The following is a 22410-nucleotide window of genomic DNA, read 5'->3' as shown; positions in this document are numbered from 1 at the left end:
CACCATTCCTCATGCGGTCAACATGCCGCCGGAGGGAAAGTTCCGCAATCCCGTCCGCCACTTAACCGAGAGCGCCGGAGCCGGTGGGGTCAGGCGGCGTGCTGGCGCAGCAGGATTTCTTCCCAGTCCAGCGCGTGCTCGACCATCAGGTCGAGATCGTCGAAGCGGGGCTGCCAGCCGAGTTCCCGGCGGATGCGCTCGGCGCGCGCGATCATGACGGGGATGTCGCCGGTGCGGCGGGCCCGGGCGCGTATGTCGATGGTGCGGCCGGAAACGCGCTGCACGGCATCCAGCACGTCGAGCACGGAATAGCCGTGGCCGTAGCCGCAGTTCAGCGTGCGGCTGGTGCCGCCGCCGCGCAGGTGGTCGACGGCAGCGCCGTGGGCGCGGGCGAGATCGGAAACGTGGATGAAGTCCCGGATGCCGGTTCCGTCCGGCGTAGGATAGTCGGTGCCGAACACGGCGACATGGTCGCGCTGACCGGTGGCCGCCTCGATGGCGACCTTCATCAGATGCGTCGCGCCCCGCGTGGACTGGCCGGTGCGGCCGAGCGGATCGGCGCCCGCGACGTTGAAATAGCGCAGCGCCACGTAGCGGAAGTCGTAGGCCGTGGCGGCATCCGCCAGCATGCGCTCCGTCATCTGCTTGGACGCGCCGTAGGGCGAAAGCGGCGAAAGCGGCGCTTCCTCGTCCACCGGCAGGCTGGCGGGAATGCCGTAAACGGCGGCGGTGGAGGAGAACACGAATTCCGGCACCCGGCACGACACGGCCGCAGCGACCAGCTCGCGCGATTTCACGGTGTTGTTCAGGTAGTAGCCGAGCGGATCCGCGACGGAGTTCGGCACCACCACGGAACCCGCGAAATGCAGGATCGTTTGAACATCCCGGGTCGTCAGGATCCGGTCAACGAGGACCCGGTCGCCGATGTCGCCGACAACAAGCTCTGCCGAGGGAAGAACCGCCCAATCGAATCCCGTGGAAAGATCGTCCAGCACGACGATCCGCTCGCCACGCCGGGCCAGTTCCAGGACGACATGGCTGCCGACGTATCCTGCGCCGCCGGTAACGAGAATCGTCATGCCTCTACCGTTCCCTGCCCGATTGATCTCTGGACGAGACGCCCGGAGGTACAGTAAGGCAGCGATCCAGAGGGCGGAACCGAAAGGCTAAGGTGTGGTAAATCCAATTCGCAAGGCGGTGTTTCCGGTCGCCGGGCTGGGCACGCGTTTCCTGCCGGCCACGAAGGCGACGGCCAAGGAAATGCTGACCATCGTCGACCGTCCGGCGCTGCAATATGTGGTCGACGAGGCCATCGAGGCCGGCATCGAGCACATGGTCTTCGTGACCGGTCGCGGCAAGGGCGTGATCGAGGATCACTTCGACTCCGCCTTCGAGCTTGAGGCGACGCTGAAGAGCCGCAACAAGACCAAGGAACTCGAGCAGCTCCAGCGCGAGCTGCCCAAGGCCGGCACCACGAGCTTCACCCGCCAGCAGGCCCCTCTGGGGCTCGGTCACGCCATCTGGTGCGCCCGCGACATCATCGGCAACGAGCCCTTCGCGGTGCTCCTGCCGGACATGCTGATGAAGGCCGAAAAGGGCTGTCTGAAGCAGATGCTGACCGCTTACGAGAAGCATGGCGGCAACGTGCTGGCGCTGGAGAAGGTGCCGCACGACCAGGTCAGCAAATACGGCGTCGTCGCCGTCGGCGGGCAGGACGAGACCGGCTACGAGATCACCGGCATGGTGGAAAAGCCGAAGACGGAAGACGCTCCTTCCGACCTCATCATCTCCGGCCGCTACATCCTTCAGCCCGAGATCTTCGACATCCTGACGCATCAGGAGCCGGGCGCCGGCGGCGAGATCCAGATCACCGACGCCATGATCAAGCTGATGAAGACGCAGCGCTTCACCGGCTTCGAGTTCGACGGCATCACCTACGATACCGGCTCCAAGATCGGCTTCCTGACCGCCAACGTCGCCTATGCGCTGGAGCGGCCGGAACTCGGCGGTGAATTCCGCGCCGAGATCGAGAAGCTGCTCGGCCGCTAAGGCGGTCGAAGAAGAACGAGCGGCGCGCCCCCAGTCTTTCCGGGAAGCCAATCTTTCCCGGAAAGACTGGGAGCGCGCTTTATCTTTGCAGCCGGACCCGCACCGTCACCGTGTTGCTGTCGCCCGTGGAGCTCGGCTCGTCGCTCCGGGTGTTCTCGTATTCGTAGCGCCCGATCAGCGCGACGTCCCGATTGAGGTTGTAGGCCACCGTCGCATAGCCGGTGAACGTCCGGTCGGTACGGTCCACCCCCTCGAAATGCTCCTCGGAATAGCCGATGCCGGCCTCCACGTTCAGATCGTGGCGGATACTTCTGACCACGCTGAGCGTGCCGCCATAGACGATCGATTCCGACGAGCCCTCGAGAGTCGTGGGCCGGAACTCGGTTGAAAGGCCGAGCTTCACGATCGTCAGCCGGCGCGGCGACCAGAGGATCGCGGCGGAGGCGGTCGGCGCATCGATATCTGCGAGCCGGTCGTCGTCGAAATGCTCGTGGTGGTATCCGGCGGCCAGCTCGCCGCTGAGCTTGGGGCCGAAATCGGCGATGATGCCGCCGCGCAGATCGCCCCAGACGCTTGAGCGCCGATAGCCGTCCTCGTCCGTCGCGCGATCGTAGCTGCGGGTGCCGACCGCCACTTCCACATAGGGCTTCAGCGCCGGGCTGATCTCGTAGGAACCGCGCAGCCGGCCTTCATAGGCATTGTTGTCCTCGCGCGCGAGATCGGCCTTGCTGCCGTCGGCCAGCGAGACGTCCTCATGGATTTCGCGTTGCACGCTGCCTGCCGCCTCGATGCCGAAGCGGCCAAGCGTCTGGTCGACGCCCGCCTGCCCCGTCAGCGTATGAACCGCCGGCCGTTCCGTCGCGCCGGACGGCGTGTCCGGGCTCGTATAGCTTTGCAGCCCGTAATGGTAGCTCGCGCCGAGATTGACCTTGGTATCGTGCGAGACGTCGATGCGCCCCTTCACGTCCACGTCGGCCTCGCGCTCGTCCAGCGACTTGTCCTTGAACTGGGTGTCGCTGCCCTTGGCGTCGATCTGGAGGGAGTGACGCGACCAGTTGGATTGCAGCGTGGCTTCGGGGGCGATCACCGCGCCCAGCGCCGGGTTCTTGTCGGGACCGCCATCGGGGTTGTCGCTGGCGGTGACGCCGACCTCGATCGCGGGGCGGAGGGTGAAGGTGCCGACCCGCACGCCCACCGGCGCGAAGGCATCGTCCGCCGCCTCGCGGTCGACGCTTCGCCGGCGGGCCGGGATCCCGGTTTCCGGCACGATCGTCGTGGCCGCCGCGTTCGTCACGGGTGCGGCCGCCGGCGTGGCAGGCGTCAGCAGATCGTCCCCGGCGGCATCGAGATCGCCGGAAAACGTGTCCAGCCCGGTTGCGGCCGTGCCGCGCGCGGAGGTGTTTCCGGTCGTGCCGAGATCGGTCGGCAGCGTGCCGCGGAGAGGCAGTGCGCCGGTCGTCGCCGGACCCGCGTCCGTGCTCGCGGTCGTGGCGGTCAGCGCCGCGTCCTGCGCCCACGCGCCACCCGCCCCACCGAGCAGGGCAGCGAGACAGACACTGGCGGAAAGACCGGCGCGCAGCATGGGTGACCCGCAAGCGCCTGCCCAGCCAGCGCTCGCTTAATTGATATTGCCAATGCGTAAAGCCCCATGGTTAACGCTCGGTTTACCGATTGAACGGCGACGGCGCTCGCGTCCACGACGACGCCGTGATAAGCGGCAACCCATGAATTCACCTGCAGTCCAGTCGGCGCTCCGTACGCTCGGCACCGAGATCGATGCCCTCAACGCGCTGAATCGCGCCCTCGGCAACGGGCTCTCCGAGCCCTTCAAGGAAGCCTGCGCCACGATCCGCAAGGCGGAAGGCCGCGTCGTCGTCACCGGCATGGGCAAGAGCGGCCATATCGGCACCAAGATCGCGGCGACCCTCGCCTCCACCGGCACGCCGGCCTTCTTCGTTCACCCGGCCGAGGCCAGCCACGGCGATCTCGGGATGATCACCCATCGCGATGTGATCCTGGCGCTCTCCTGGTCGGGAGAGACGGCGGAGTTGAAGAATATCGTCTTCTATTCCCGCCGCTTCTCCGTGCCGCTGATCGCGATCACCGCCGGCGAGCATTCGACGCTGGGACAGGCGGCGGACACCGTGCTGCTGCTGCCGCGCGTCACCGAGGCCTGCCCGCATGGCCTCGCTCCCACCAGTTCCACGCTGATGCAGCTGGCGCTGGGCGATGCGCTCGCGGTGGCGCTCCTGGAAAGCCGCGACTTCACGCCCGACGATTTCGCCGTGTTCCATCCCGGCGGCAGCCTCGGCGCCAATCTCCAGCACGTCCGCGACATCATGCATGCAGGCGACAGCGTGCCGATCGCCCCACTGGGAACGCGGATGGACGAAGCCATCGTCCTGATGACGCAGAAGGGCTTCGGCTGCCTCGCCATCACGGGCGGGGACGGCCGTCTCGCCGGTATCGTCACTGACGGCGACCTCCGCCGACATCTCGGCGGCGATCTCCTGTCGCGCCGGGTGGAGGAGATCATGAACCGCAATCCGCGCACCGTGGCCCCGGAAATGCTGGTCGCTTCGGCATTGAAGGCGCTGAACTCCGCCGCCATCACCGCATTGCTGGTGGTTGACGGAGGCAAGCCGGTCGGCATCGTCCACATGCACGACATGCTGCGGATCGGTGCCGCCTGAGAAGCTCCCGGACGGCCCGACGCGTCGGGCCTAGTCGCCGACGCAAACGACGATCTTGCCCAGGTGTTTCTGCGATTCCAGCAGGCGATAGGCGTCCTGCGCCTCCGCGAACGGAAAGACGCGATCGATCACCGGCCGCATCTCCTGCGTGGCGATCGCGCGGTTCATCGCCTCGAACATCTCCCGCGAGCCGACATAGATGCCACGCAGGTTGATGCTCTTGCGCAGGATCGGGCTCGGATCGATCCGATGATTGTCGCTCAGCACGCCGATCAGGGCGATCGAGCCACCGATGCGGACGCTGTCGATCGACAGCGGCAAGGTGCCGGGGCCGCCGACCTCGACGACATGATCGACGCCGGAATCTCCGGTGAGATCGCGCACCGCCTTGTCCCAATCCGGCCGCGCCCGGTAGTTCACGCAATCCGACGCGCCGAACGCCTTCAGCTTCTCGATCTTTTCGTCCGAGGACGAGGTCGCGATGACGCGCGCGCCGGTCATGCGGGCGAATTGCAGCGCGAACAATGAGACGCCACCGCTGCCCAGCACCAGCACCGTCTCGCCCGGCTTGAGCGGCCTTCCGCCGAACAGCGCGTTCCAGGCGGTCACGGCCGCGCAGGGCAGCGTCGCCGCTTCCTCGAAGCTCATGTGATCGGGGATCGGCACAAGTCCGTTCTGGTCCAGCACCACATATTCCGACAGCATGCCGTCGATGGCGCCGCCAAGCGCGCTGGCGGCGTGGGCGGATGTCGGCGGGCCGGCAAGCCAGTTCTGCATGAAGATGCCGGCCACACGGTCGCCCGCCTTCACCCGCTCCACGTCTTCGCCGATCTCCACCACCTCGCCGGCACCATCGGAGAGCGGAACGATGTTTTCGGGAACGCCGCCACGGCCGTACTGGCCCTTCACAACCATCAGGTCGCGGTAGTTCAGCGACGTCGCACGGACGCGGATGAGCACCTGCCCCCGCTTCGGACGGGGCGTTTCGGCTTCGGCAAGCGTCAGGCTGTCGATGCCGGCGGCTGTCGGAATGCGGTAAAGCTTCATCGAAATTTCTCCGTCGCGCGTTCAGTCGAGCCCGGCGCGGTCCTGCACCACGCGGGCGAGATAGCTCCAGTCCTTGTCGGCGCCGCCGGTCGCCACCGCTTCCACCATGTTATCGCGGGCGACGCTGGCGAAGGGCATGGGGACATGCAGTTCATCTGCAGCGGCCAGCGCCAGCCGCACGTCCTTCAGGCCGAGCGACATCTTGAAGCCCGCTTCGTGCTGTCCGTCGGCGATCATCGTGCCGTAGTTCTGGTAGACCGGAGACTGGAAGAGGTTGTTGATCGCGGCGAGGAAATCCTTGGGCGGTATGCCGGCCTTGCGCATCAGCGCGAAGGTTTCGCCCAGCGTCTCGATCATCGCCGTCAGCATGAAATTGTTGCCGAGCTTCACGAGGTTCGCCTTCCAGGGCTCTTCGCCGAATTCCGAGACGCCACGACCGAGCGCATCCAGCAGCGGGCGGATCGTTGCCACGCCGCGAGCTGGCCCGGCCAGCACGATCCAGAGCTTGGCGGCCGCCGCCATCTCGGGCCGCCCGAAGACCGGCGCGGCGACATAGTCCCGGCCTTTCTTCGCGTGCTCCTCCGCAAGCGTTCTGGCCGCGGCGACGCTGAGCGTGCTCATGGAAAGGTGGACCGCACCCTGCCGGAGGTTGTCGAGCAGCCCGCCATGGACGACCTCGGTCACCGCCTGGTCGTTCGCCAGCATGGTGACGACGGCCTCGGCGTCGCGCACAGCTTCCGCGATGCTGCCGGCCACCGGCGGCTCCTTGCCCTCGAAGCCTTCGGGCGTCTTCCGGCTCCGATTCCAGACCGTAAGGTCATGGCCGGCCCTGGCCAGGTTCGCGGCCATGGGCATGCCCATGGAGCCCAGCCCGATAAATGCAACCTTCATCCCAGCGCCTCGATCTCGAAAGATAGCCGCTGAACGGGGAGACGAAGAGCTGGTTCCGATCAGGAACCGCCGATAAGGAGCAGAAGGGGAAAAACGCTAGGCGGGTCCGGCAGACGGATCTTCGGGAACCACGTGCAATGTCGCCCCCTCCGCCGCGCTGACGCGCACCCGGGCGCCCATCGGGAGGTCCGGCCCCGTGACGCGCCACATCGTGTCATCGACCCGAATGCGCCCGACGCCGTCGTGAAGCGGCTCGGCCAGCGTGAACGCACGGCCGACGAGCCGGTCGGCACGGCGGTTCAGCGTGGGATCGGCGGGCTGGGCCGCCCCGTAGCCGAAGAAGTGGCGAGCCGCGAGCGCGATCGCCACCGACAGCGCCGCGAAGCCCAGTACCTGCCATTGCCACGGCCAGGGCACGACCAGCGCGCTGACGCCGATCAGCATCGCCGCGATGCCGAACCAGATAAAGAACAGACCGGGTGCCAATGCCTCGACCGCCAGCAGGACGAGACCGAGGACCCACCAGGTCCAGCCGCCCAGCAGGGAGAGGACGGTTTCGATCATGGAAATTCCGGCGGGTTCGGCACATTGGTGCCCGTGGGCGGCACGATCCGGGTAGGCCGGCGCGCGGGTCTTTCGACCGGCCGCTCCGCACCCTCGTTACGGGACCCGTCGTTCCGGGCCGCGAAAGCGTCGCGGGCAATCTCAGAGATGCCGCCGAGCGCGCCGATCAGCGACGAAGCCTCCACCGGCAGCATGAAGGTCTTCTGGTTCGGCGAACGGGCGAATTCCTTGAGCGCATCGACATAGCGCTGGGCGACGAAGTAGTTGATCGCCTGCACGTCGCCCTCGGCGATCGCGACGCTGACCAGCGCCGTCGCCTTGGCCTCCGCCTCCGCCTGCCGCTCGCGCGCCTCGGCGTCGCGGAACGCCGCCTCGCGCCGGCCCTCGGCTTCGAGGATCTGCCCTTGCTTCTGCCCCTCCGCCTTGAGGATCTCCGCCGCGCGCTTGCCTTCCGCTTCCAGGATCGCGGCGCGCTTCTCGCGTTCCGCCATCATCTGCCGCGCCATGGAATCCACGAGGTTGCGCGGCGGGTCGATGTCCTTGATCTCGATGCGGGTGATCTTCACGCCCCAGGGCGAGGCGGCGGCATCGACGACGCGAAGCAACCGTTCGTTGATCTCGTCGCGGTTGGACAGGAGCTGGTCGAGGTCCATCGAGCCCATGACGGAGCGGATATTGGTCATGGTGAGGTTCAGGATCGCGTTCTGGAGGTTGTTCACCTCGTAGGCGGCCTGCGGCGCGCTCACAACCTGGAAGAAGGTGATGCCGTTCGCCGTCACCGTCGCGTTGTCGCGGGTGATGACTTCCTGGCTCGGCACTTCCAGAACCGTTTCCATCATGTTCATGCGCGCGCCGACGCGGTCGATGAAGGGGGTGATGATGTTCAGGCCCGGCGACAGCGTGCCCGTGTATCGCCCGAAGCGCTCGATCGTATAATTGTAACCCTGCGGAACAGTCTTCACCGCCGAGATCAGAACGATCACCACCAGCGCGACGAGCACGATCACGGCGATATCGAAGCCGGTCATTGTTTCCTCCACCATCATCTTGCCTGTTCTCCTATCGCCTTTGAGGCATCTTGTCGCGGCCATCGGTCGCCACAAGGCGATTTCGGGTGCATAAAGTCGGCGGATGCGGTAAGCGCGACAGCCCCTCCGGCCTTCCCTGCCGGCCTCACCGCCGACCTCGGAGGGCAGGAGTTCCCCCGACGTGCTCGATCACCAAGCGATCATCGACCTGATCGGCCATTACGGCCTCTGGCTCGTTTTCGGCTTCATCCTGCTGGAGAGCATCGGCTTGCCGCTGCCCGGCGAGACGGCGCTGATCGCGGCATCGCTGTTCGCGGGCTCCACGCACCAGATCTCGCCGGTCAGCGTCATCATCACGGCAGCGCTCGCAGGCGCGCTCGGCGGCAGCATCGCCCACTGGATCGGCAAGCGCGTGGGCCTGCCCGTGCTGGCGCGCTACGGCTCCTACATTCACCTCCCGCCGAAAAGGCTCAAGGTGGGGCGCTATCTCTTTGCGGAATACGGCAACGCCATCGTCTTCGTCGGGCGCTTCGTCATCATCCTGCGCGCCATCGTGGGCCTGCTCGCCGGCGCCAACCAGATGTCGTGGCAGCGCTTCGGCCTTGCCAATCTCGTGGCGAGCATCGTCTGGGCCTGCCTCTATGGCATCGGCTGCTATTATCTCGGCGCGCAGATCAACCGCTACGGCAGTCCCGTCGCGATCGGGCTGCTCGTGCTGGCGCTGCTGATCATCAGCGCCAGCCTGTGGTTCTTCCGCCGCCACGAGAAGCAGCTGGAGGTGAAGGCGGAGGCCGCCTTTCCCGGTCCGCTTGTGGCGGAAAAGCCGGTCGGCGGCCGCCGACCGGTCAATCCCTGAAGACCTGACCGATTACCGGAGGGCAGCGGCCCTCAGAGCCAGCCCTGCAATTCCCGCATCACCATCTTGGTGATGACGCGCATGCCTCCGGCGCTGGCGTTCAGGCAGGGGATGTGGCTGAACTTCTCGCCACCATGGTGCAGGAAGACCTCGCGGTTCTGCACGGCGATTTCTTCCAGCGTTTCCAGGCAGTCGGCGACGAAGCCGGGATTGAGCACGGCGATGCGCTTCACGCCGTCCTTGGCGAGCTGCTCGATCGTCTTGTCGGTATAGGGCTGCAACCATTCCTCCGGCCCGAAGCGGGATTGGAACGTCGCGATCAGCCGCGTCTTCGGCCAGTCCAGCGTCTCCCGCAGGAGCCGCGTCGTCTTCTGGCAGTGGCAGTGATAGGGGTCGCCCTTGCGGAAATAGGATTGCGGCAGGCCGTGATAGGAGGCGATCACCACTTCCGGCTCGAAATCCAGCTTCGCGAGATGCTGCTCGACGCTCTCCGCCAGCGCGTCGATATAGGCCGGGTCGTCATGGTAGGGCGGCACGGTGCGTAGCGCCGGCTGCCAGCGCATCTTCATCAGCGCCTCGAAGGCCTTGTCGTTGACCGTCGCCGTCGTGGTCGCGCTGTATTGCGGATAAAGCGGGAAGACGAGGATCTTCTCGCAGCCCTGCGCCTGCAAGGCGTTCATGCGCTCCACGATGGACGGGGTGCCGTAGCGCATCGCCCAGTCGACGGTCACCTCTTCCTCCGCCGCAAGCTCGGCCGCGAGCTTCTCGCCCTGCTCGCGCGTGATCGTCCTGAGCGGCGATTCATCCCGCTCCTTGTTCCAGATGGAGGCATAGAGCGCGCCGCTCTTCTTCGGTCGCGTGCTCAGGATGATGCCCTGGAGGATCGGCTGCCAGATCGCGCGCGGCGCCTCGATCACGCGCCGGTCGGACAGGAATTCGCCGAGGTAGCGGCGCATCGGCCAGTAGGTCGTGCCGTCGGGTGTCCCGAGATTGACCAGCAGCACGCCGATGCGCCTGGCCTTCAGCGGGGGATGGTCGGCCGGCGGCTTGACCTCGCGCATCGCGGCGCGCTTGCCGGTGCCGGGGGAAATCAGATCAGCTTCGAGCACCATTCAGGGCCTCCTGTCCGGGACAAATAGGCCAAAGTGCCGGTGATTTCCAAGCACGGCTGGCGGGACACTCTGTCCAGCGGCAGGGCGCCCGGGCCGCGATCCGCGTCTCAGCCGGGCGCGCCGGCATGGGAACGGAACCAGAGCGTCGCCATGATCAGGACGATAGCGGCGAACTGGGCCAGCACGCGCATCTGCATCAGCTTCTGCGACCGGTTGGGATGCCCCCCCTTCATCATGTTCCAGAGCCCGGCAAGCAGGATCAGGAACACGAGGCCGATCATGGCCGGGATGATGACGGTGCTCATGGTGTCCCGTTCAGCACGACGATGGAAAGATCGAGCATCGTCGCATAGGCGACCCAAACCGCATAGGGGATAAGCAGCAGCATGGCGGCCCGGTCGATCCTGCCGAAGAGGCTTATGGTCCAGAGGATCAACGCTTCCAGCACCACGATCACGGCGAACGAGGCCGGCAGAAGGTGGGCGCCGAAAAAGACGAAGGACCAGCCCATGTTGAAGGCGAGTTGCAGCGCATAGAGGCCAATGGCCTTCCCCGTCAGCGGGGATCGCCGCCGCCAGACCTGCCAGACCGCCACCGCCATCATGACGTAGAGCACGGTCCAGGCCGGCCCGAAAAGCCAGTTCGGCGGCTGGAAGAAAGGCTTCCGCAGGGTGGCGTACCAGCCGGGAATTTGCGGGATGGTGACAAGGCTGGCGCTCACCGCCACCGCGCCGCAGATCGCCAGTGACAGCAGGAGGACAAGCAGCGAACGACCGGAGAAGGCGGGTGCCGGCTTCTCCGCCACGCCGGCCCTCGCCGGGTCCGCGACCCCGTTCATCGAGCTGCGCCTCGTCATGAGTTCCGGCTCGATCTGATCGCGCTGCGGTCGAGAACCCGCTTCGGCAGGAGCCGCCTGAGCGCCCCCATCAGGTGGGTAGGGTAGGTGACGAAATATTGCGGGCGCGGATGGCGGGCTTCCGCGGCGTGGACCAGCACCTTCAGCACGGCCTCGGGACCGAGCTGCCCGCGTGTGTTGCCGCCGCTTTCCAGCCCCTTCAGCCGCCGCCGGTAATAGCTCCGGTGAACGGAGGTTTCGGGATCGATATGACGGTGGAAGGCCAGGATCGAGTTCTGGCCGATGCGGGACGCGATCGGGCCGGGCTCGATGGCGCTGACTTGGATGCCGCTGCCGGCAAGCTCGATGCGCAGCGTGTCGCAATAGGCCTCGATGGCGAATTTCGTCGTGCTGTAGGCGCCGCGAAAGCCCATGGCGAAGAGGCCGAGGATGGAGGACACCATGACGATGCGGCCCGAGCCCTGCCGCCGCATGACGGGGATCGCCAGCCGGGTCAACTCGTGCCAGCCGAAGAAGTTCGTCTCGAACTGCTCGCGCAGCGCCGCGAGGCTCAGATCCTCCAGCGCGCCGGGCTGGGCATAGGCGCCGTTATTGACGAGCGCGTCGAGCCTGCCGCCGGTGGCTTCCATCACCGCCTCGAACGCGGCGCCGATGGAGTCCGGCTCGCGGTAATCGAGATAGAGCGCCTCCAGCCCCGCCTCCGTCAGCCGGGCGAGATCGGCGGCATTCCGCGCGGTGGCGAAGACCCGCCAGCCCCTCGCCTTCATTCCCGTCGCGCAGGCCTCGCCGATGCCGGACGAACAGCCGGTGATCAGGATCGTCTTGGGATCTGTCATCTCTTCCGAATAGCCGGTTCGTCCCGATCAGAACAGATCAGGACAGGACAGGGCTCGGCTCCTGGGGCGCAAGGGCGAGGGGCGTGCCGATCGCCGCGCGGATCTCATCCGCCTTGCGGCCGGCCAGCCGGAGGGCGCGAAGCGATTCCGAGCCGCGCGATTTGGAAAGCTTCTGGCCGAACTCGTCGAGGATCAGCGGGTGATGGTGATAGAGCGGCTCGGGCAGGCCGAGCAGCACCTGCAACAGCCGGTGCACCGAAGTCGCGGGCCTGAGATCCTCGCCGCGCACGACATGCGTGACGCCCTGGAAAGCATCGTCCACCACCACGGAAAGATGGTAGCTCGCCGGTGTTTCCTTGCGCGCGAGGACCACGTCGCCCCAGCGCGCCGGGTCGGCGGAAAAGCTCACGTCGGGATCGGCGGGAAACAGCGGGTTCCGCTCCCGCCAGCGAAGCGTCCCACGTCCCGCGAGCGCGGCAAGGGCCCGCTTCATGTCGAGGCGGAGGGCGAAGGGAGCACCTCCTTCCCGCACCTCGCGCCGCCGGGAGTTCGACCATTCACGCTCGCGCCCGGGATAGAGCGGCGCGCCGTCCGGATCGCGCGGCCATGCCTGCCCACCCGCTTCCTCAGCCGACACCGCCGCCTGGATTTCCGCCCGGCTCAGCGTTGCGGGATAGATGAGGCCAAGCCGGTCCAGTTCGGCCAGCGCTCGCCGGTAGGCGTCGAAGCGGTCGCTCTGGCGCAGCACCGGACGTTCCCAGTCGAGGCCGAGCCAGGCGAGGTCCTGCAGGATGGCCAGTTCGTATTCCGGCCGGGCGCGGACACGGTCGATATCCTCTATGCGCAGGAGAAAGCGGCCGGACGCGGCAAGCGCCGCCGCTTCGTTCAGGCATCCGGAATAAGCGTGGCCCAGATGCAGGTAGCCGTTCGGGCTCGGCGCGAAGCGAAACGTCGGCTGCCCGGCGCTGCGCAGGGCCAGCGGGATCGTTTCCGGTTTCTCCAGATCGGTAACAGCTTCAGGCACGCTTCGCCCTGGTTGATCTCCGGCGGTCAGGCCATGATCGGCGCTTGTACAGGCATGTACTCACGCGGCATGGTCCGCCCGTCCAGGTTGCAGTCCATTCGGGTCAGAGCATCCCGGAGCGCGTCTTGATGGTCAAGCGGTATGCCGTTCAGGGCAGTCTCGGCGATCGCCACCCAGATCTTCTGGATAGCATCTACTTCCTGGCGCCCACTTTCGGTCAGGAACACCGCCGCCTTGCGCTGGTCGCCGGCAACCCCGTGGCGCCGGACGAGGCCCGCGGCGATCAGGCGGCCGACCAGCTTGGTGACGGTCGGCGGCTGGACGCCAAGCGAGACCGCGACATCCCCCATCGTGCAGCCATCCTGCCCGTCGAGAAGCAGCAGCACGGAATCCTGTCCGGGGTGCAGCGCACGCGAGGCGAGAGCGGAAGCCCGCTTGGAGCGATGGGATTTGGCAACGCGGAGCAGAAGAGAAATGGCCGTTTCAGTCATCGCAATGTTCCCTCTGTTATTAACTAGATATCTAAGGGAAAGCGGCGGACGACTCCTTTTCATTTGATAAGCTTCTGCCCGATTGGGCGCGTCTTGCGATTGATTCCCTGCTAGTCACGACAGCTGTTTCAGGACGGGTGAACGATGGATACGATCACGCGCATGCAGGCCTTCATCGCCGTGGTGAATTCCGGTGGCTTTTCCGCGGCCGCCCGCAGCACCGGGCATTCCAAGGCGCTGATGTCCAAATACGTCTCCGAACTGGAGGAGGAACTCGGCGCCCGCCTCCTGAACCGTACGACTCGGCAGTTTTCCCTGACGGAAGCCGGAGAGGTCGTGCTCGGCGAGGCGCAGGAGGTGCTGACCCGCGTGGCGCATCTGCGCGAGGCGATCGAGGCGACGAACTCCAACCCGCGCGGCCGGCTGCGCATCTCCATGCCGCGCGCCATCGGCGAGAACTTCCTCAGCCGCAGCATCATGGAATTCGCCGCGTCCTATCCCGATATCCGAATCGAGCTCAGCCTGGAGGACCGCTTCGTCGATCTCGTCGAGGAAGGCTTCGACGTCGCGATCCGCATCTCGTCGCTTTCCGATTCCAGCCTGATCGCGAGAAAGCTCTCGGACTTCCGCATCGCCACGGTCGCCTCGCCGGAAGCCATCGCTACCTATGGCCGCCCCGAACACCCCTCCGAACTGGTGGGCATGCCCTGCATCATCGACACCAATCTCCTGACCAAGGCGAACTGGCCGTATCAGGACGAGGGGCAGAAGTTCACGGTCACGGTTTCCGGCCGCATCACCGCCAACAGCCCGATCGCGGGCATGCACGCGGCCCGCGTGGGCCTCGGCTTTGCCCGGGAACCCTGGCTCGTCGTGCAGCACGAGGTGGAAGCCGGCCGCCTGCTGGTCGTGCTGGACGATTACGAGTTGCAGGAACTGGGCGTCTACGCGGTCTACCCCCACCGCGACCGGATGCCGGCGAAGCTCCGGGTCTTCATCGACCACCTCGCCGCCTGGGTCGACCGCGAGCGCAAGGCTGGCCGCACGACCTCCTAGCGACGGTCCGCCTGCCTCAGCGCGCTTCCATGCGCCGGCGCATCGCGCCGGCGAAGGCGCGCAGGATCGCCTCCGACGTGGCGTCGCTCTCCGCCCAGTATTCCGGATGCCATTGCACGCCGGCGGCGAAGGCCGGAGCATCGGTGACCCGCACCGCCTCCACCGTGCCGTCCGGCGCCCGTGCCTCCACCGTCAGTCCGGATGCGAGCCGATCCACCGCCTGCCGGTGCAGCGAGTTCACGCGGGCGCGGCAGGTCCGGACCATTCCGGCGAAAAGACCGTCCGCCTCGAAATCCACCTCATGCGCCAGGCCGAACCGCACGTCGCGGTCCTCGGAAACCGGCGAGCGATGGTCCAGCGAGCCCGGCCGCTCCTGCGCCTCGGTGACCAGACTGCCGCCCAGCGCGACGTTCAACTCCTGGAAGCCCCGGCAGATCGCCAGCAGCGGGATGCCCTTTCGGATGGCGAGCCGGATCAGCGGCAGCGTCACCGCATCGCGCTCGCGGTCGAAGGGTTCATGCCGCTCGCTGGACTCCACCCCGTAAAGCGAGGGATGCACGTTGGATCGCGAGCCCGTGAGAAGGACGCCGTCGACGCGCTTCAGTGCCGCTTCCAGGTCGATGCGCCCCGGCATCGACGGCAGCACCATCGGGATCGCCCCGATATGGGTCATGGCACGAAGATAGGTGTCGGGCGCCGCATGCCAGACATAGCCGTCCGCCGGACGAACGTCGGCGGATACCAGCACCAGCGGCGGCCTGTCGGCGGGAGAGGGGCCAGGGACAGAAGCGGATGAAGAAGCAGCGGGAGACATGGAGCGATCCGGTTTGCCGCTTCTGTGTAGTGCTCCCTCGCCCGCGTGTCAGCCGCAAAGCCGCGGACGGGAACAAGCGTCCCACGGTCCGATTATGACAGGGAATATCAGGGAGATTGCGCGTGTATCGGCTCAAACCCACCAGAATGGCAAACGGGATCGGCCTGCTGCTTCCCGATGAACTCGTCGCCGCCATGGGGCTGACGGAGGCGACGGAGCTCAGCCTGATCCGCGCGGGCGACGATCTCAGGATCACCCCTTTCGATGCGACGCTGGACGAGCAGATGCGCTTTGCCGAGCGCGTCATGGAACGCTTTCCCGCCCTCGCCGGAGGGTCGACGCAGTGAGCTGGAAATGGATCAGCCCCCGGACCGTCGAGGCCATCAATCGGCGGCAGGCCGGCAAGGGTGGCGACGCCGATACCGGGCAGAACGGGGAATCGTCGGAGCTTGCCGGCGTGCTGGTCGAAGTGGAGCGGATGGCCGACCTGCCCGACGTGACCATCCACGACCTCGCCGCCGGCTATCTCGCGGGCCTTGCCGGGCGCAAGCCCTTCCGCTCCCGGAATTCCGAAACCGGCTTCGTCGTCGCCGGCACGTTTCTGCTGATGAACGACTTCCGCATCGACGCATCCAATGACGAGGTCCGCAGCCTCATCGGACAGATCGATGGCGGCGCCGTCGATGCGGCTGATATCGGCCGCTGGTTCCGCAAAAAGGCAGCGCCGCCGGACGCGGCCTATCTCGTTCCCCAGCAGGATCAATAGCCGGGCTCCGCGCGCAGCGACGGCCGAAACGAAAACAGGCGCGATCTGAAGATCGCGCCTGTTGGAATGGAGCGGGTGCGGAAGACCGTACCCGGCGTTCTGAGCCCAGGCTTACTGGAAGTGGTAGGCAGCGCCGAAGCGGACCGTGTGGGAATCCTGGTCCTGACGGCAATTGCAATCATCGACCGGCAGCCGGACGGACTTCAGGGTCGAGGCGTAGCGATATTCGCCGCGCACCGAGACGTGGTCGGTCAGCTTGTAGTCGAGGCCGCCGCCGACGGTCCAGGAATCGGTCGGCACGCGACCCTTCTCCGAACCCGTGTCCTCGTCCTTCTGCTCGCTGCGGGCGAAGTTCACGCCGCCGGCGACAAAGGGAAGGAAGCGGCCGACGGCGTAGCCGGCGCGCAGGCGCAGGTCGGCATCCACATTGCCGCGGTAATGGTCGTCGCCACCGCCGGGAATGTCGCCGCTGCCGGTGAGATCGGCAAGCGAGATGTCGCCTTCCGCGCCGAGCAGCCAGTTGCCGAACATGTAGTTGTAGCCGAGATAGATGCCGCCGAGGCCGCCATCGGCGTCGAAGCTGGTGCTCCCGCCGTTACCCTTGGTGTGGGTCTTGGCCCAGCTGCCGCCACCGAGCAGACCGCCATAGGCGCCGGCCCAGTCGACATTGCCGGTGTTGGTCTCGGTCGGGGTCTCGGTCTTCTCGCCCGGACGCCAGATCACAGCCGCACGGACGATATGGGTGTCCTCACGCGTCTTGAAGGACTGACCGCCATAGCGGAACGTCTCTTCCGGGTAGCCTTCGTAGACATATTCGCCACGCAGGACGACGGAGCCGAGCACCGGTGCGTTCAGCTTCCAGTCGACGCCGGCGCCGGCCGTCCAGCCCCACAGGCGCTGCACGTCGCCATATTCCGCGTTCGGATCGTGCTGGTAGGTCTCGTTCATCGCGACACCGCCGGCGATGAAGGGCATGATGGAGCCCATGTCGTAGCCGAGACGGGCCCGCAGGCGCGCGCTGTACATGGAGTCGACATCCGACGCCGCGAGGTCGTCGCCACCGCCATTGGTGCCGCGCACGACGTGCAGACCGATATCGGCTTCCGGACCGTAGACGAAGCGGCCGGACTGGAAGTTGTAGCCGATCAGGCCGCCGCCGGTCTGGCCGTACTCGGTGTTGGACTTGGAACTGCCCTGCTTGGTATGAAAGGTGGTCGCGGCACCGCCATAGAACACACCGGCATAGAACCCGGCCCACGTCGAAGCGGGCGACAGCTGGGTGATGATCGGTGCATCGACCGGCTGCGGGAGATCGGCCGCGAATGCCTGTCCGGCCAGTGTAGTGGTGGCGAGGCAAAGTGCCATCAGCCCAAACGAAACTTTCATCAACGTCTCCGCCGACATGTTGTTGCGGCGAACCTACAGCCCGGCCCGGCCGAAGCCAAAGCTCAAACGCCGGTTCCGGTCCTTTTCGGGGCGATGTGACATTTCGGTTTCAAAACGGAACCGAGGACCCGTCGATCCCGGTGCGGTCGTGACACTCCGCCTGATACGTCTCCGACATGCCCTTCTGGGCCCGGGGCGCCGCATTGACAGGGCCTGCAAGCGAATGCCTCCTCCGCTCCTGCATCATCAGCAGAGTGTCTCAATGATTCGCTCGTTCCCGGTCTTGCTTCTCGCCTGCGCTTCCGCTCTGGCCGCCAGTGCCGCCGCGCCGGCCGGAGCGGCCGACCTCCCGCCGGACGCTCAGCGCTTCAACGCCGATTCCGCCGCGCCCCTCGCCAATATCGTGAGCGAATTCCGGCTCGGCGCGAGCGCCAACGTCTTTTATACGCGCGACCGCGAGGACGACGTCTTCGTCAATCCGGAGGTCCTGTTCGCCTCGCCCTTCCCCGAGCACACGAACCTCTTCTGGGACGAGTTACTGCGCCCGCGCCCGCATGTCGGCGGAACGATCGCCACGGATGGCGGCACCAATGAGGCCTATGCCGGGCTGACCTGGGACTTCAGCCTGACGCACGGTCTGTTCTTCGAAACGAGCTTCGGCGGCACCTGGCACGATGGCAAGCTGAGCCAGCCCTGGTACGACCATGGCAACGAACTCGGCTGCCGCGTTCTATTCCGCGAGACGGCGGGCATCGGCTATCGGGTCGGCCGCCACTGGGACGTGCTGGCCTCCATCGACCATGCCTCCGATGCGAGCCTGTGCGACAAGAATTCCGGGCTGACGCATGCGGGACTGGCGGTCGGATATCGCTTCTGAGAAGCGGGTCGCCGCCATCTTGCCCTTCGGTGCGCTTGGCCTAAAAAGGCTGGATGGTTGTCCTGAACAAGATCTACACCCGCACCGGCGATGACGGCACTACCGCGCTGGCCAATGGCGAGCGCCGCCGCAAGCACGATCTCCGCATCGAGACCTACGGCACCGTCGACGAGACCAACGCGACGGTTGGCCTCGCGCGCGCCGAGCTCACCGAGGATTTCTCCGAACTGGATGCCATGCTGTCACGCATCCAGAACGACCTCTTCGATCTCGGCGCCGATCTTGCCAACCCGGATGACGGCAAGCCGGTCGCCTTCGAGCCGCTGCGCATCGTCGGATCGCAGGTCGACCGGATCGAGCGCGACATCGACGGGCTGAACGCCGACCTGCAGCCGCTGCGCTCCTTCGTGCTGCCCGGCGGCAGCAGGGCCTCCGCCGCCCTGCACTTGGCCCGCACCGTGTCGCGACGCGCCGAGCGGCTGATGGTGGCGCTGAAGGCCGAGGGCGAGCAGGTCGGCGACCCGGCGGTGCGCTACATGAACCGGCTGTCGGATTTCTTCTTCGTGGCAAGCCGCTGGGTGAACGACCACGGCAACGCCGACGTCTTGTGGGTGCCCGGCCAGAACCGGTGAGCCTCCACTGCCTTGCGTCGGTGGACAATCCAGCGAACGGAACGAGCCACATGAAGCCCTTCATTACTTCTGAACTGACCTTGGCAGGGAAACAACTCTTCCGATTTCAGTTGGAAGGGGGCGATCTCGAATCCATCAGCGGCCTGACGCACTCTCATCGGATTGCTGCTTATGCGATGCCACCCAAACATACATTCGAAGCTGCTTGGATATTTGTGTTGTGCTTCGAAGACAGCAACACATTCCTTGAGCTCTCGTCTGCTTGTACTCAGATCGTGGATTGGGAAGAGATTGGATCCCTCAATATTCGTATGGATTCCAATGATGCAGGCGAATCAAAATCAATAGCGTCGTATTTGTCAAAACAAGAGATATTGCCTTTTTCTGTGAGAATTATCCAGAAGCTTATCTACGAAGACGACGACGTGATTAGTGAATGCGGTCTTGTACTGTCCGGGGCTGACGGCACTGAGATCGTCATTGCTGCTGGAATCCCGTCAGGCTCAGTATCTGTTGCTGCGCCGTTTGCAGAAGGGTCCTTTGAACCCGAGTTTCCGCTTGTCACTTACAAGCGCGAGCCTCTGGAACTCGGAGTTGAGAGGCCAAGTCGTTGAGATCCGGCCGCTTCTGCCATCGCGTTCTTGATTCGGCCTGCCGCGAAGGCTACCTCGCTCGTTGCAGGCCCGGAGTGAACACATGAAGATCCTCGTCCCCGTGAAGCGGGTCATCGATTACAACGTCAAGGTTCGGGTCAAGGCGGACGGCTCCGGCGTCGAGACCGCCAACGTCAAGATGTCGATGAACCCCTTCGACGAGATCGCGGTCGAAGAAGCGGTTCGCCTGAAAGAAGCCGGCACCGCGACGGAGATCGTGGCCGTCTCGATCGGCCCGGCGCAGGCGCAGGACACGATCCGCACCGCGCTGGCCATGGGCGCCGATCGCGGCATCCTGGTGCAGGCGGATGGCCCTGTCGAGCCGCTGGCGGTCGCCAAGATCCTGAAGGCGATCGTCGAGGCGGAAAAGCCGGATCTCGTGTTCCTGGGCAAGCAGGCGATCGACGACGATGCCAACCAGACCGGGCAGATGCTGGCCGCCCTTCTCGGCTGGCCGCAGGGCACCTTCGCCGCCAAGCTGGAGTTGGCGGATGGCAGCGCGACCGTGACGCGCGAGGTCGACGGTGGCCTACAGACGGTGAAACTGCGACTGCCGGCGATCGTCACCACCGAGCTTGGCCTGAACCAGCCGCGCTACGCCTCGCTGCCGAGCATCATGAAAGCCAAGAAGAAGCCGCTGGAGACGAAAAACGCCGCTGATCTCGGCGTCGACGTGACGCCACGTCTCGAAATCATCGAGACGCGGGAGCCGTCGCGCCGCACCGCCGGCGTGCGGGTCGGGTCCGTGGGCGAACTCGTTGACAAGCTCAAGTCCGAAGCCGGCGTTCTCTAAAGGGATATGCGAATGACCACCCTGCTGATTGCCGAGCACGACAATTCGACCCTGAACGAGGCGACCGCCCGCGCGCTCTCCGCCGCCACGGCGCTGGGCGGCGAGATCCATATCCTCGTCGCCGGCAAGGATGCCCGGGCCGTGGCCGAAGCCGCGGCCTCGCTCGCCGGGGTCGCCAAGGTGCTGCTGGCCGATTCCGACGCGCTCGCTCATGCCCTGCCGGAGCCGCTGGCCGATACGATCGTCGCGCTCGCCGCCGGCTATGACGCTTTCGTCGCCCCCGCCACCAGCACCGGCAAGAACGTCATGCCGCGCGTCGCCGCGCTCCTCGACGTCATGCAGGTGTCCGAAGTGATCGAGGTCGTCGCGCCCGATACCTTCCGCCGCCCAGTCTATGCCGGCAACGCCATCCAGACCGTGCGTTCGGCGGCAGCGAAGATCGTGATGACGGTGCGCACGTCGTCCTTCCCACCCGCTCCGGGGGGCAATGGGCCGTCTCCGATCGAAGCTGTCGAGGCCGCGACTGGTTCCGGGCTTTCCGCCTTCGTGGAGGAGAAGCTCTCCACCAGCGATCGGCCGGATCTCGCCTCCGCTCGAATCGTGGTTTCCGGCGGCCGCGCCTTGGGCTCGGCGGAAAAGTTCTCCGAGATCATGCTGCCGCTAGCCGATGCGCTTGGCGCGGCGCTCGGCGCCTCCCGCGCGGCCGTCGATGCGGGTTACGCCCCGAACGACTGGCAGGTCGGCCAGACGGGTAAGATCGTGGCGCCGGACCTTTATATCGCCTGCGGTATTTCCGGCGCGATCCAGCATCTCGCGGGCATGAAGGAAGCGAAAACTATCGTCGCCATCAACAAGGACGAGGAAGCGCCGATCTTCCAGGTCGCCGATTATGCATTGGTCGGCGATCTCTTCGCGCTGGTGCCGGCCTTGACGGAAGAGTTGAAGAAGCGCGGCTGAGGGTGCAAGATCACTGCGGCGATGATTGCATAATCGCCACAGCTGCCATTTAGCTGCCTCTTTATGTTGCATCGCACATCTTGTTTTTGATACCGCTTTCCAAGCAAAAGGATCAGCGGGAAAGATGCACAGGATCTCGCGTGTAGGGGTTATCGGCGCAGGCCAGATGGGCAGCGGTATCGCCCATGTCTGCGCCATGGCAGGATTCGACGTCCTGCTGAACGACGTCTCGCGCGAGCGTGTCGAAGCCGGCATGGCGACCGTGGACGGCAATCTGGCGCGCCAGGTCGCCTCCGGACGGATCACCGAGGAGCAGCGGCAAGCCGCCTGGTCCCGGATCAAGCCCGCGTCGACCTACGACGCGCTGGCGGACGCCGACCTCGTCATCGAGTCGGCGACGGAAAACGAGGCGCTGAAACGCGGCATCTACACCGAGCTTTGCGCGGTGCTGAAACCCGGCGCCGTCATCGCCACCAACAGTTCAACGATCTCCATCACCCGGCTGGCGGCTGCAACCGACCGGCCGGAACGCTTTATCGGCATTCATTTCATGAATCCGGTGCCGCTGATGGACCTGGTCGAGCTCGTGCGCGGCATCGCCACCGACGACGAGACCTTCGAGGCCGCCCGGGCTTTCGTGATGGAGCTGAACAAGAAGATCTCGGTCGCCGAGGACTTCCCGGCCTTCATCGTCAACCGCATCCTGCTGCCGATGATCAACGAGGCGATCTACACGCTCTACGAAGGCGTGGGCACGGTCGACGCCATCGACAACGCCATGCGGCTCGGCGCCAACCACCCAATGGGCCCGCTCCAGCTGGCGGATTTCATCGGCCTCGATACCTGCCTGTCGATCATGCAGGTGCTCTACGAAGGGCTGGCGGATTCCAAGTATCGCCCCTGCCCGCTCCTGGTGAAATATGTCGAGGCCGGCTGGCTCGGCCGCAAGGCAAACCGCGGCTTCTACGATTATCGCGGGCCGACGCCGGTCCCCACGCGCTGAGCCTGGGGAAGAAGCCGGCCCCGGGC

At 65.8% G+C, this 22410-nt stretch carries 26 protein-coding genes; 12 read left to right on the top strand and 14 right to left on the bottom strand.

All coding sequences use genetic code 11. The annotated features are described in order from the left end of the window. Nucleotides 1-89: 89 nt before the first annotated feature. Nucleotides 90-1079 (bottom strand): UDP-glucose 4-epimerase GalE, encoded by a 990-nt coding sequence (galE, locus tag BMY25_RS18160; protein WP_092499296.1) that lies wholly within the window; start codon nucleotides 1077-1079, stop codon nucleotides 90-92. A gap of 94 nt (nucleotides 1080-1173) precedes the next feature. Here galE and galU point away from each other — a divergent pair, with 94 nt between their 5' ends. Continuing rightward, a complete protein-coding gene (gene galU, locus BMY25_RS18155; protein WP_092499294.1) occupies nucleotides 1174-2049 on the top strand; it encodes a UTP--glucose-1-phosphate uridylyltransferase GalU in 876 nt (291 codons plus the stop codon). Between the two features lie 79 nt (nucleotides 2050-2128). Here the strand turns inward: galU and BMY25_RS18150 are convergent, their stop codons facing one another. Beyond that, complete coding sequence (locus tag BMY25_RS18150; RefSeq protein ID WP_092499292.1) at nucleotides 2129-3631, bottom strand: outer membrane beta-barrel protein; 1503 nt, start codon at nucleotides 3629-3631, stop codon at nucleotides 2129-2131. A gap of 142 nt (nucleotides 3632-3773) precedes the next feature. Between BMY25_RS18150 and BMY25_RS18145 the strand changes: the two genes are divergently transcribed. Further along, nucleotides 3774-4742: a KpsF/GutQ family sugar-phosphate isomerase gene (locus tag BMY25_RS18145; RefSeq protein ID WP_092499290.1), complete on the top strand. Its 969-nt coding sequence runs from the start codon at nucleotides 3774-3776 to the stop codon at nucleotides 4740-4742. A gap of 30 nt (nucleotides 4743-4772) precedes the next feature. On the opposite strand, the gene BMY25_RS18140 is transcribed toward BMY25_RS18145, so the two are convergent. The 4 genes from BMY25_RS18140 to BMY25_RS18125 all read right to left on the bottom strand — a co-directional run bounded on the left by BMY25_RS18140 (nucleotide 4773) and on the right by BMY25_RS18125 (nucleotide 8272). Further along, nucleotides 4773-5789 (bottom strand): zinc-dependent alcohol dehydrogenase family protein, encoded by a 1017-nt coding sequence (locus tag BMY25_RS18140; RefSeq protein WP_092499288.1) that lies wholly within the window; start codon nucleotides 5787-5789, stop codon nucleotides 4773-4775. A 21-nt stretch (nucleotides 5790-5810) separates the two neighbouring features. Beyond that, the gene (locus tag BMY25_RS18135) at nucleotides 5811-6680 is read right to left on the bottom strand and encodes an NAD(P)-dependent oxidoreductase (protein ID WP_092499286.1); all 870 of its coding nucleotides are present in this window, start codon (nucleotides 6678-6680) and stop codon (nucleotides 5811-5813) included. Between the two features lie 96 nt (nucleotides 6681-6776). Next, nucleotides 6777-7244 carry an NfeD family protein gene (locus BMY25_RS18130; RefSeq protein ID WP_092499284.1) on the bottom strand — a complete coding sequence of 156 codons (468 nt, stop codon included), beginning with the start codon at nucleotides 7242-7244 and terminating at the stop codon, nucleotides 6777-6779. After that, nucleotides 7241-8272 (bottom strand): SPFH domain-containing protein, encoded by a 1032-nt coding sequence (locus BMY25_RS18125; protein WP_092499341.1) that lies wholly within the window; start codon nucleotides 8270-8272, stop codon nucleotides 7241-7243. Before BMY25_RS18125 ends, BMY25_RS18130 begins: the two co-directional genes overlap by 4 nt. Before the next feature lie 181 nt (nucleotides 8273-8453). Between BMY25_RS18125 and BMY25_RS18120 the strand changes: the two genes are divergently transcribed. After that, on the top strand, nucleotides 8454-9128 hold the full coding sequence (locus BMY25_RS18120) for a DedA family protein (RefSeq protein WP_238858413.1): 675 nt from the start codon (nucleotides 8454-8456) through the stop codon (nucleotides 9126-9128). A 32-nt stretch (nucleotides 9129-9160) separates the two neighbouring features. Here BMY25_RS18120 and hemH read toward each other — a convergent pair whose 3' ends face one another. The 6 genes from hemH to BMY25_RS18090 form a co-directional block, all read right to left on the bottom strand. Beyond that, nucleotides 9161-10189, bottom strand: a complete 1029-nt coding sequence (gene hemH / locus BMY25_RS18115) for a ferrochelatase (protein WP_092499337.1) — start codon at nucleotides 10187-10189, stop codon at nucleotides 9161-9163. Between the two features lie 158 nt (nucleotides 10190-10347). After that, on the bottom strand, nucleotides 10348-10545 hold the full coding sequence (locus BMY25_RS18110; RefSeq protein WP_092499281.1) for a twin transmembrane helix small protein: 198 nt from the start codon (nucleotides 10543-10545) through the stop codon (nucleotides 10348-10350). Then, nucleotides 10542-11078 (bottom strand): TspO/MBR family protein, encoded by a 537-nt coding sequence (locus BMY25_RS18105; protein WP_092499335.1) that lies wholly within the window; start codon nucleotides 11076-11078, stop codon nucleotides 10542-10544. The genes BMY25_RS18110 and BMY25_RS18105 overlap by 4 nt, the downstream gene beginning before the upstream one ends. A gap of 14 nt (nucleotides 11079-11092) precedes the next feature. Continuing rightward, the gene (locus tag BMY25_RS18100) at nucleotides 11093-11932 is read right to left on the bottom strand and encodes an SDR family NAD(P)-dependent oxidoreductase (RefSeq protein WP_092499279.1); all 840 of its coding nucleotides are present in this window, start codon (nucleotides 11930-11932) and stop codon (nucleotides 11093-11095) included. 37 nt (nucleotides 11933-11969) lie between these two features. Continuing rightward, nucleotides 11970-12911 carry a tRNA glutamyl-Q(34) synthetase GluQRS gene (gene gluQRS, locus BMY25_RS18095; RefSeq protein WP_092499333.1) on the bottom strand — a complete coding sequence of 314 codons (942 nt, stop codon included), beginning with the start codon at nucleotides 12909-12911 and terminating at the stop codon, nucleotides 11970-11972. Between the two features lie 71 nt (nucleotides 12912-12982). Next, the gene (locus BMY25_RS18090) at nucleotides 12983-13447 is read right to left on the bottom strand and encodes a MarR family winged helix-turn-helix transcriptional regulator (protein WP_177176931.1); all 465 of its coding nucleotides are present in this window, start codon (nucleotides 13445-13447) and stop codon (nucleotides 12983-12985) included. Nucleotides 13448-13591: 144 nt separating this feature from the next. On the opposite strand from BMY25_RS18090, the gene BMY25_RS18085 reads away from it, so the two are divergent. Further along, on the top strand, nucleotides 13592-14503 hold the full coding sequence (locus BMY25_RS18085) for a LysR family transcriptional regulator (RefSeq protein ID WP_092499275.1): 912 nt from the start codon (nucleotides 13592-13594) through the stop codon (nucleotides 14501-14503). 16 nt (nucleotides 14504-14519) lie between these two features. On the opposite strand, the gene BMY25_RS18080 is transcribed toward BMY25_RS18085, so the two are convergent. Further along, nucleotides 14520-15317, bottom strand: a complete 798-nt coding sequence (locus tag BMY25_RS18080) for a gamma-glutamyl-gamma-aminobutyrate hydrolase family protein (protein ID WP_092499273.1) — start codon at nucleotides 15315-15317, stop codon at nucleotides 14520-14522. 122 nt (nucleotides 15318-15439) lie between these two features. Between BMY25_RS18080 and BMY25_RS18075 the strand changes: the two genes are divergently transcribed. Both BMY25_RS18075 and BMY25_RS18070 read left to right on the top strand, forming a co-directional pair. Further along, nucleotides 15440-15664 (top strand): AbrB/MazE/SpoVT family DNA-binding domain-containing protein, encoded by a 225-nt coding sequence (locus BMY25_RS18075; protein ID WP_143062041.1) that lies wholly within the window; start codon nucleotides 15440-15442, stop codon nucleotides 15662-15664. After that, on the top strand, nucleotides 15661-16083 hold the full coding sequence (locus BMY25_RS18070; RefSeq protein ID WP_092499269.1) for a hypothetical protein: 423 nt from the start codon (nucleotides 15661-15663) through the stop codon (nucleotides 16081-16083). Before BMY25_RS18075 ends, BMY25_RS18070 begins: the two co-directional genes overlap by 4 nt. A 111-nt stretch (nucleotides 16084-16194) precedes the next feature. On the opposite strand, the gene BMY25_RS18065 is transcribed toward BMY25_RS18070, so the two are convergent. Beyond that, complete coding sequence (locus BMY25_RS18065; RefSeq protein WP_177176930.1) at nucleotides 16195-17469, bottom strand: outer membrane protein; 1275 nt, start codon at nucleotides 17467-17469, stop codon at nucleotides 16195-16197. A 262-nt stretch (nucleotides 17470-17731) separates the two neighbouring features. On the opposite strand from BMY25_RS18065, the gene BMY25_RS20925 reads away from it, so the two are divergent. The 6 genes from BMY25_RS20925 to BMY25_RS18040 all read left to right on the top strand — a co-directional run bounded on the left by BMY25_RS20925 (nucleotide 17732) and on the right by BMY25_RS18040 (nucleotide 22384). Beyond that, the gene (locus tag BMY25_RS20925; RefSeq protein WP_177176929.1) at nucleotides 17732-18346 is read left to right on the top strand and encodes an acyloxyacyl hydrolase; all 615 of its coding nucleotides are present in this window, start codon (nucleotides 17732-17734) and stop codon (nucleotides 18344-18346) included. A gap of 53 nt (nucleotides 18347-18399) precedes the next feature. Continuing rightward, a complete protein-coding gene (locus BMY25_RS18055) occupies nucleotides 18400-18978 on the top strand; it encodes a cob(I)yrinic acid a,c-diamide adenosyltransferase (protein WP_092499265.1) in 579 nt (192 codons plus the stop codon). A gap of 50 nt (nucleotides 18979-19028) precedes the next feature. Further along, a complete protein-coding gene (locus BMY25_RS20555; RefSeq protein WP_143062040.1) occupies nucleotides 19029-19592 on the top strand; it encodes a hypothetical protein in 564 nt (187 codons plus the stop codon). 82 nt (nucleotides 19593-19674) lie between these two features. Then, entirely contained in the window at nucleotides 19675-20424 is a 750-nt protein-coding gene (locus BMY25_RS18050) for an electron transfer flavoprotein subunit beta/FixA family protein (protein ID WP_092499263.1), read from the top strand. A 12-nt stretch (nucleotides 20425-20436) separates the two neighbouring features. Beyond that, nucleotides 20437-21381: an electron transfer flavoprotein subunit alpha/FixB family protein gene (locus BMY25_RS18045; RefSeq protein ID WP_092499261.1), complete on the top strand. Its 945-nt coding sequence runs from the start codon at nucleotides 20437-20439 to the stop codon at nucleotides 21379-21381. A gap of 124 nt (nucleotides 21382-21505) precedes the next feature. Then, nucleotides 21506-22384, top strand: coding sequence for a 3-hydroxybutyryl-CoA dehydrogenase (locus tag BMY25_RS18040; protein ID WP_092499259.1), 879 nt, complete (start codon nucleotides 21506-21508; stop codon nucleotides 22382-22384). Nucleotides 22385-22410 lie beyond the last annotated feature (26 nt).

Origin of the sequence: Faunimonas pinastri (assembly GCF_900110915.1) — a bacterium.
In the GTDB taxonomy this organism is placed as follows: Bacteria; Pseudomonadota; Alphaproteobacteria; order Rhizobiales; family Afifellaceae; genus Faunimonas; species Faunimonas pinastri.
The sequence above is the reverse complement of the archived record's forward strand: the minus strand, read 5'-3'. Positions and strand labels throughout refer to the sequence as shown.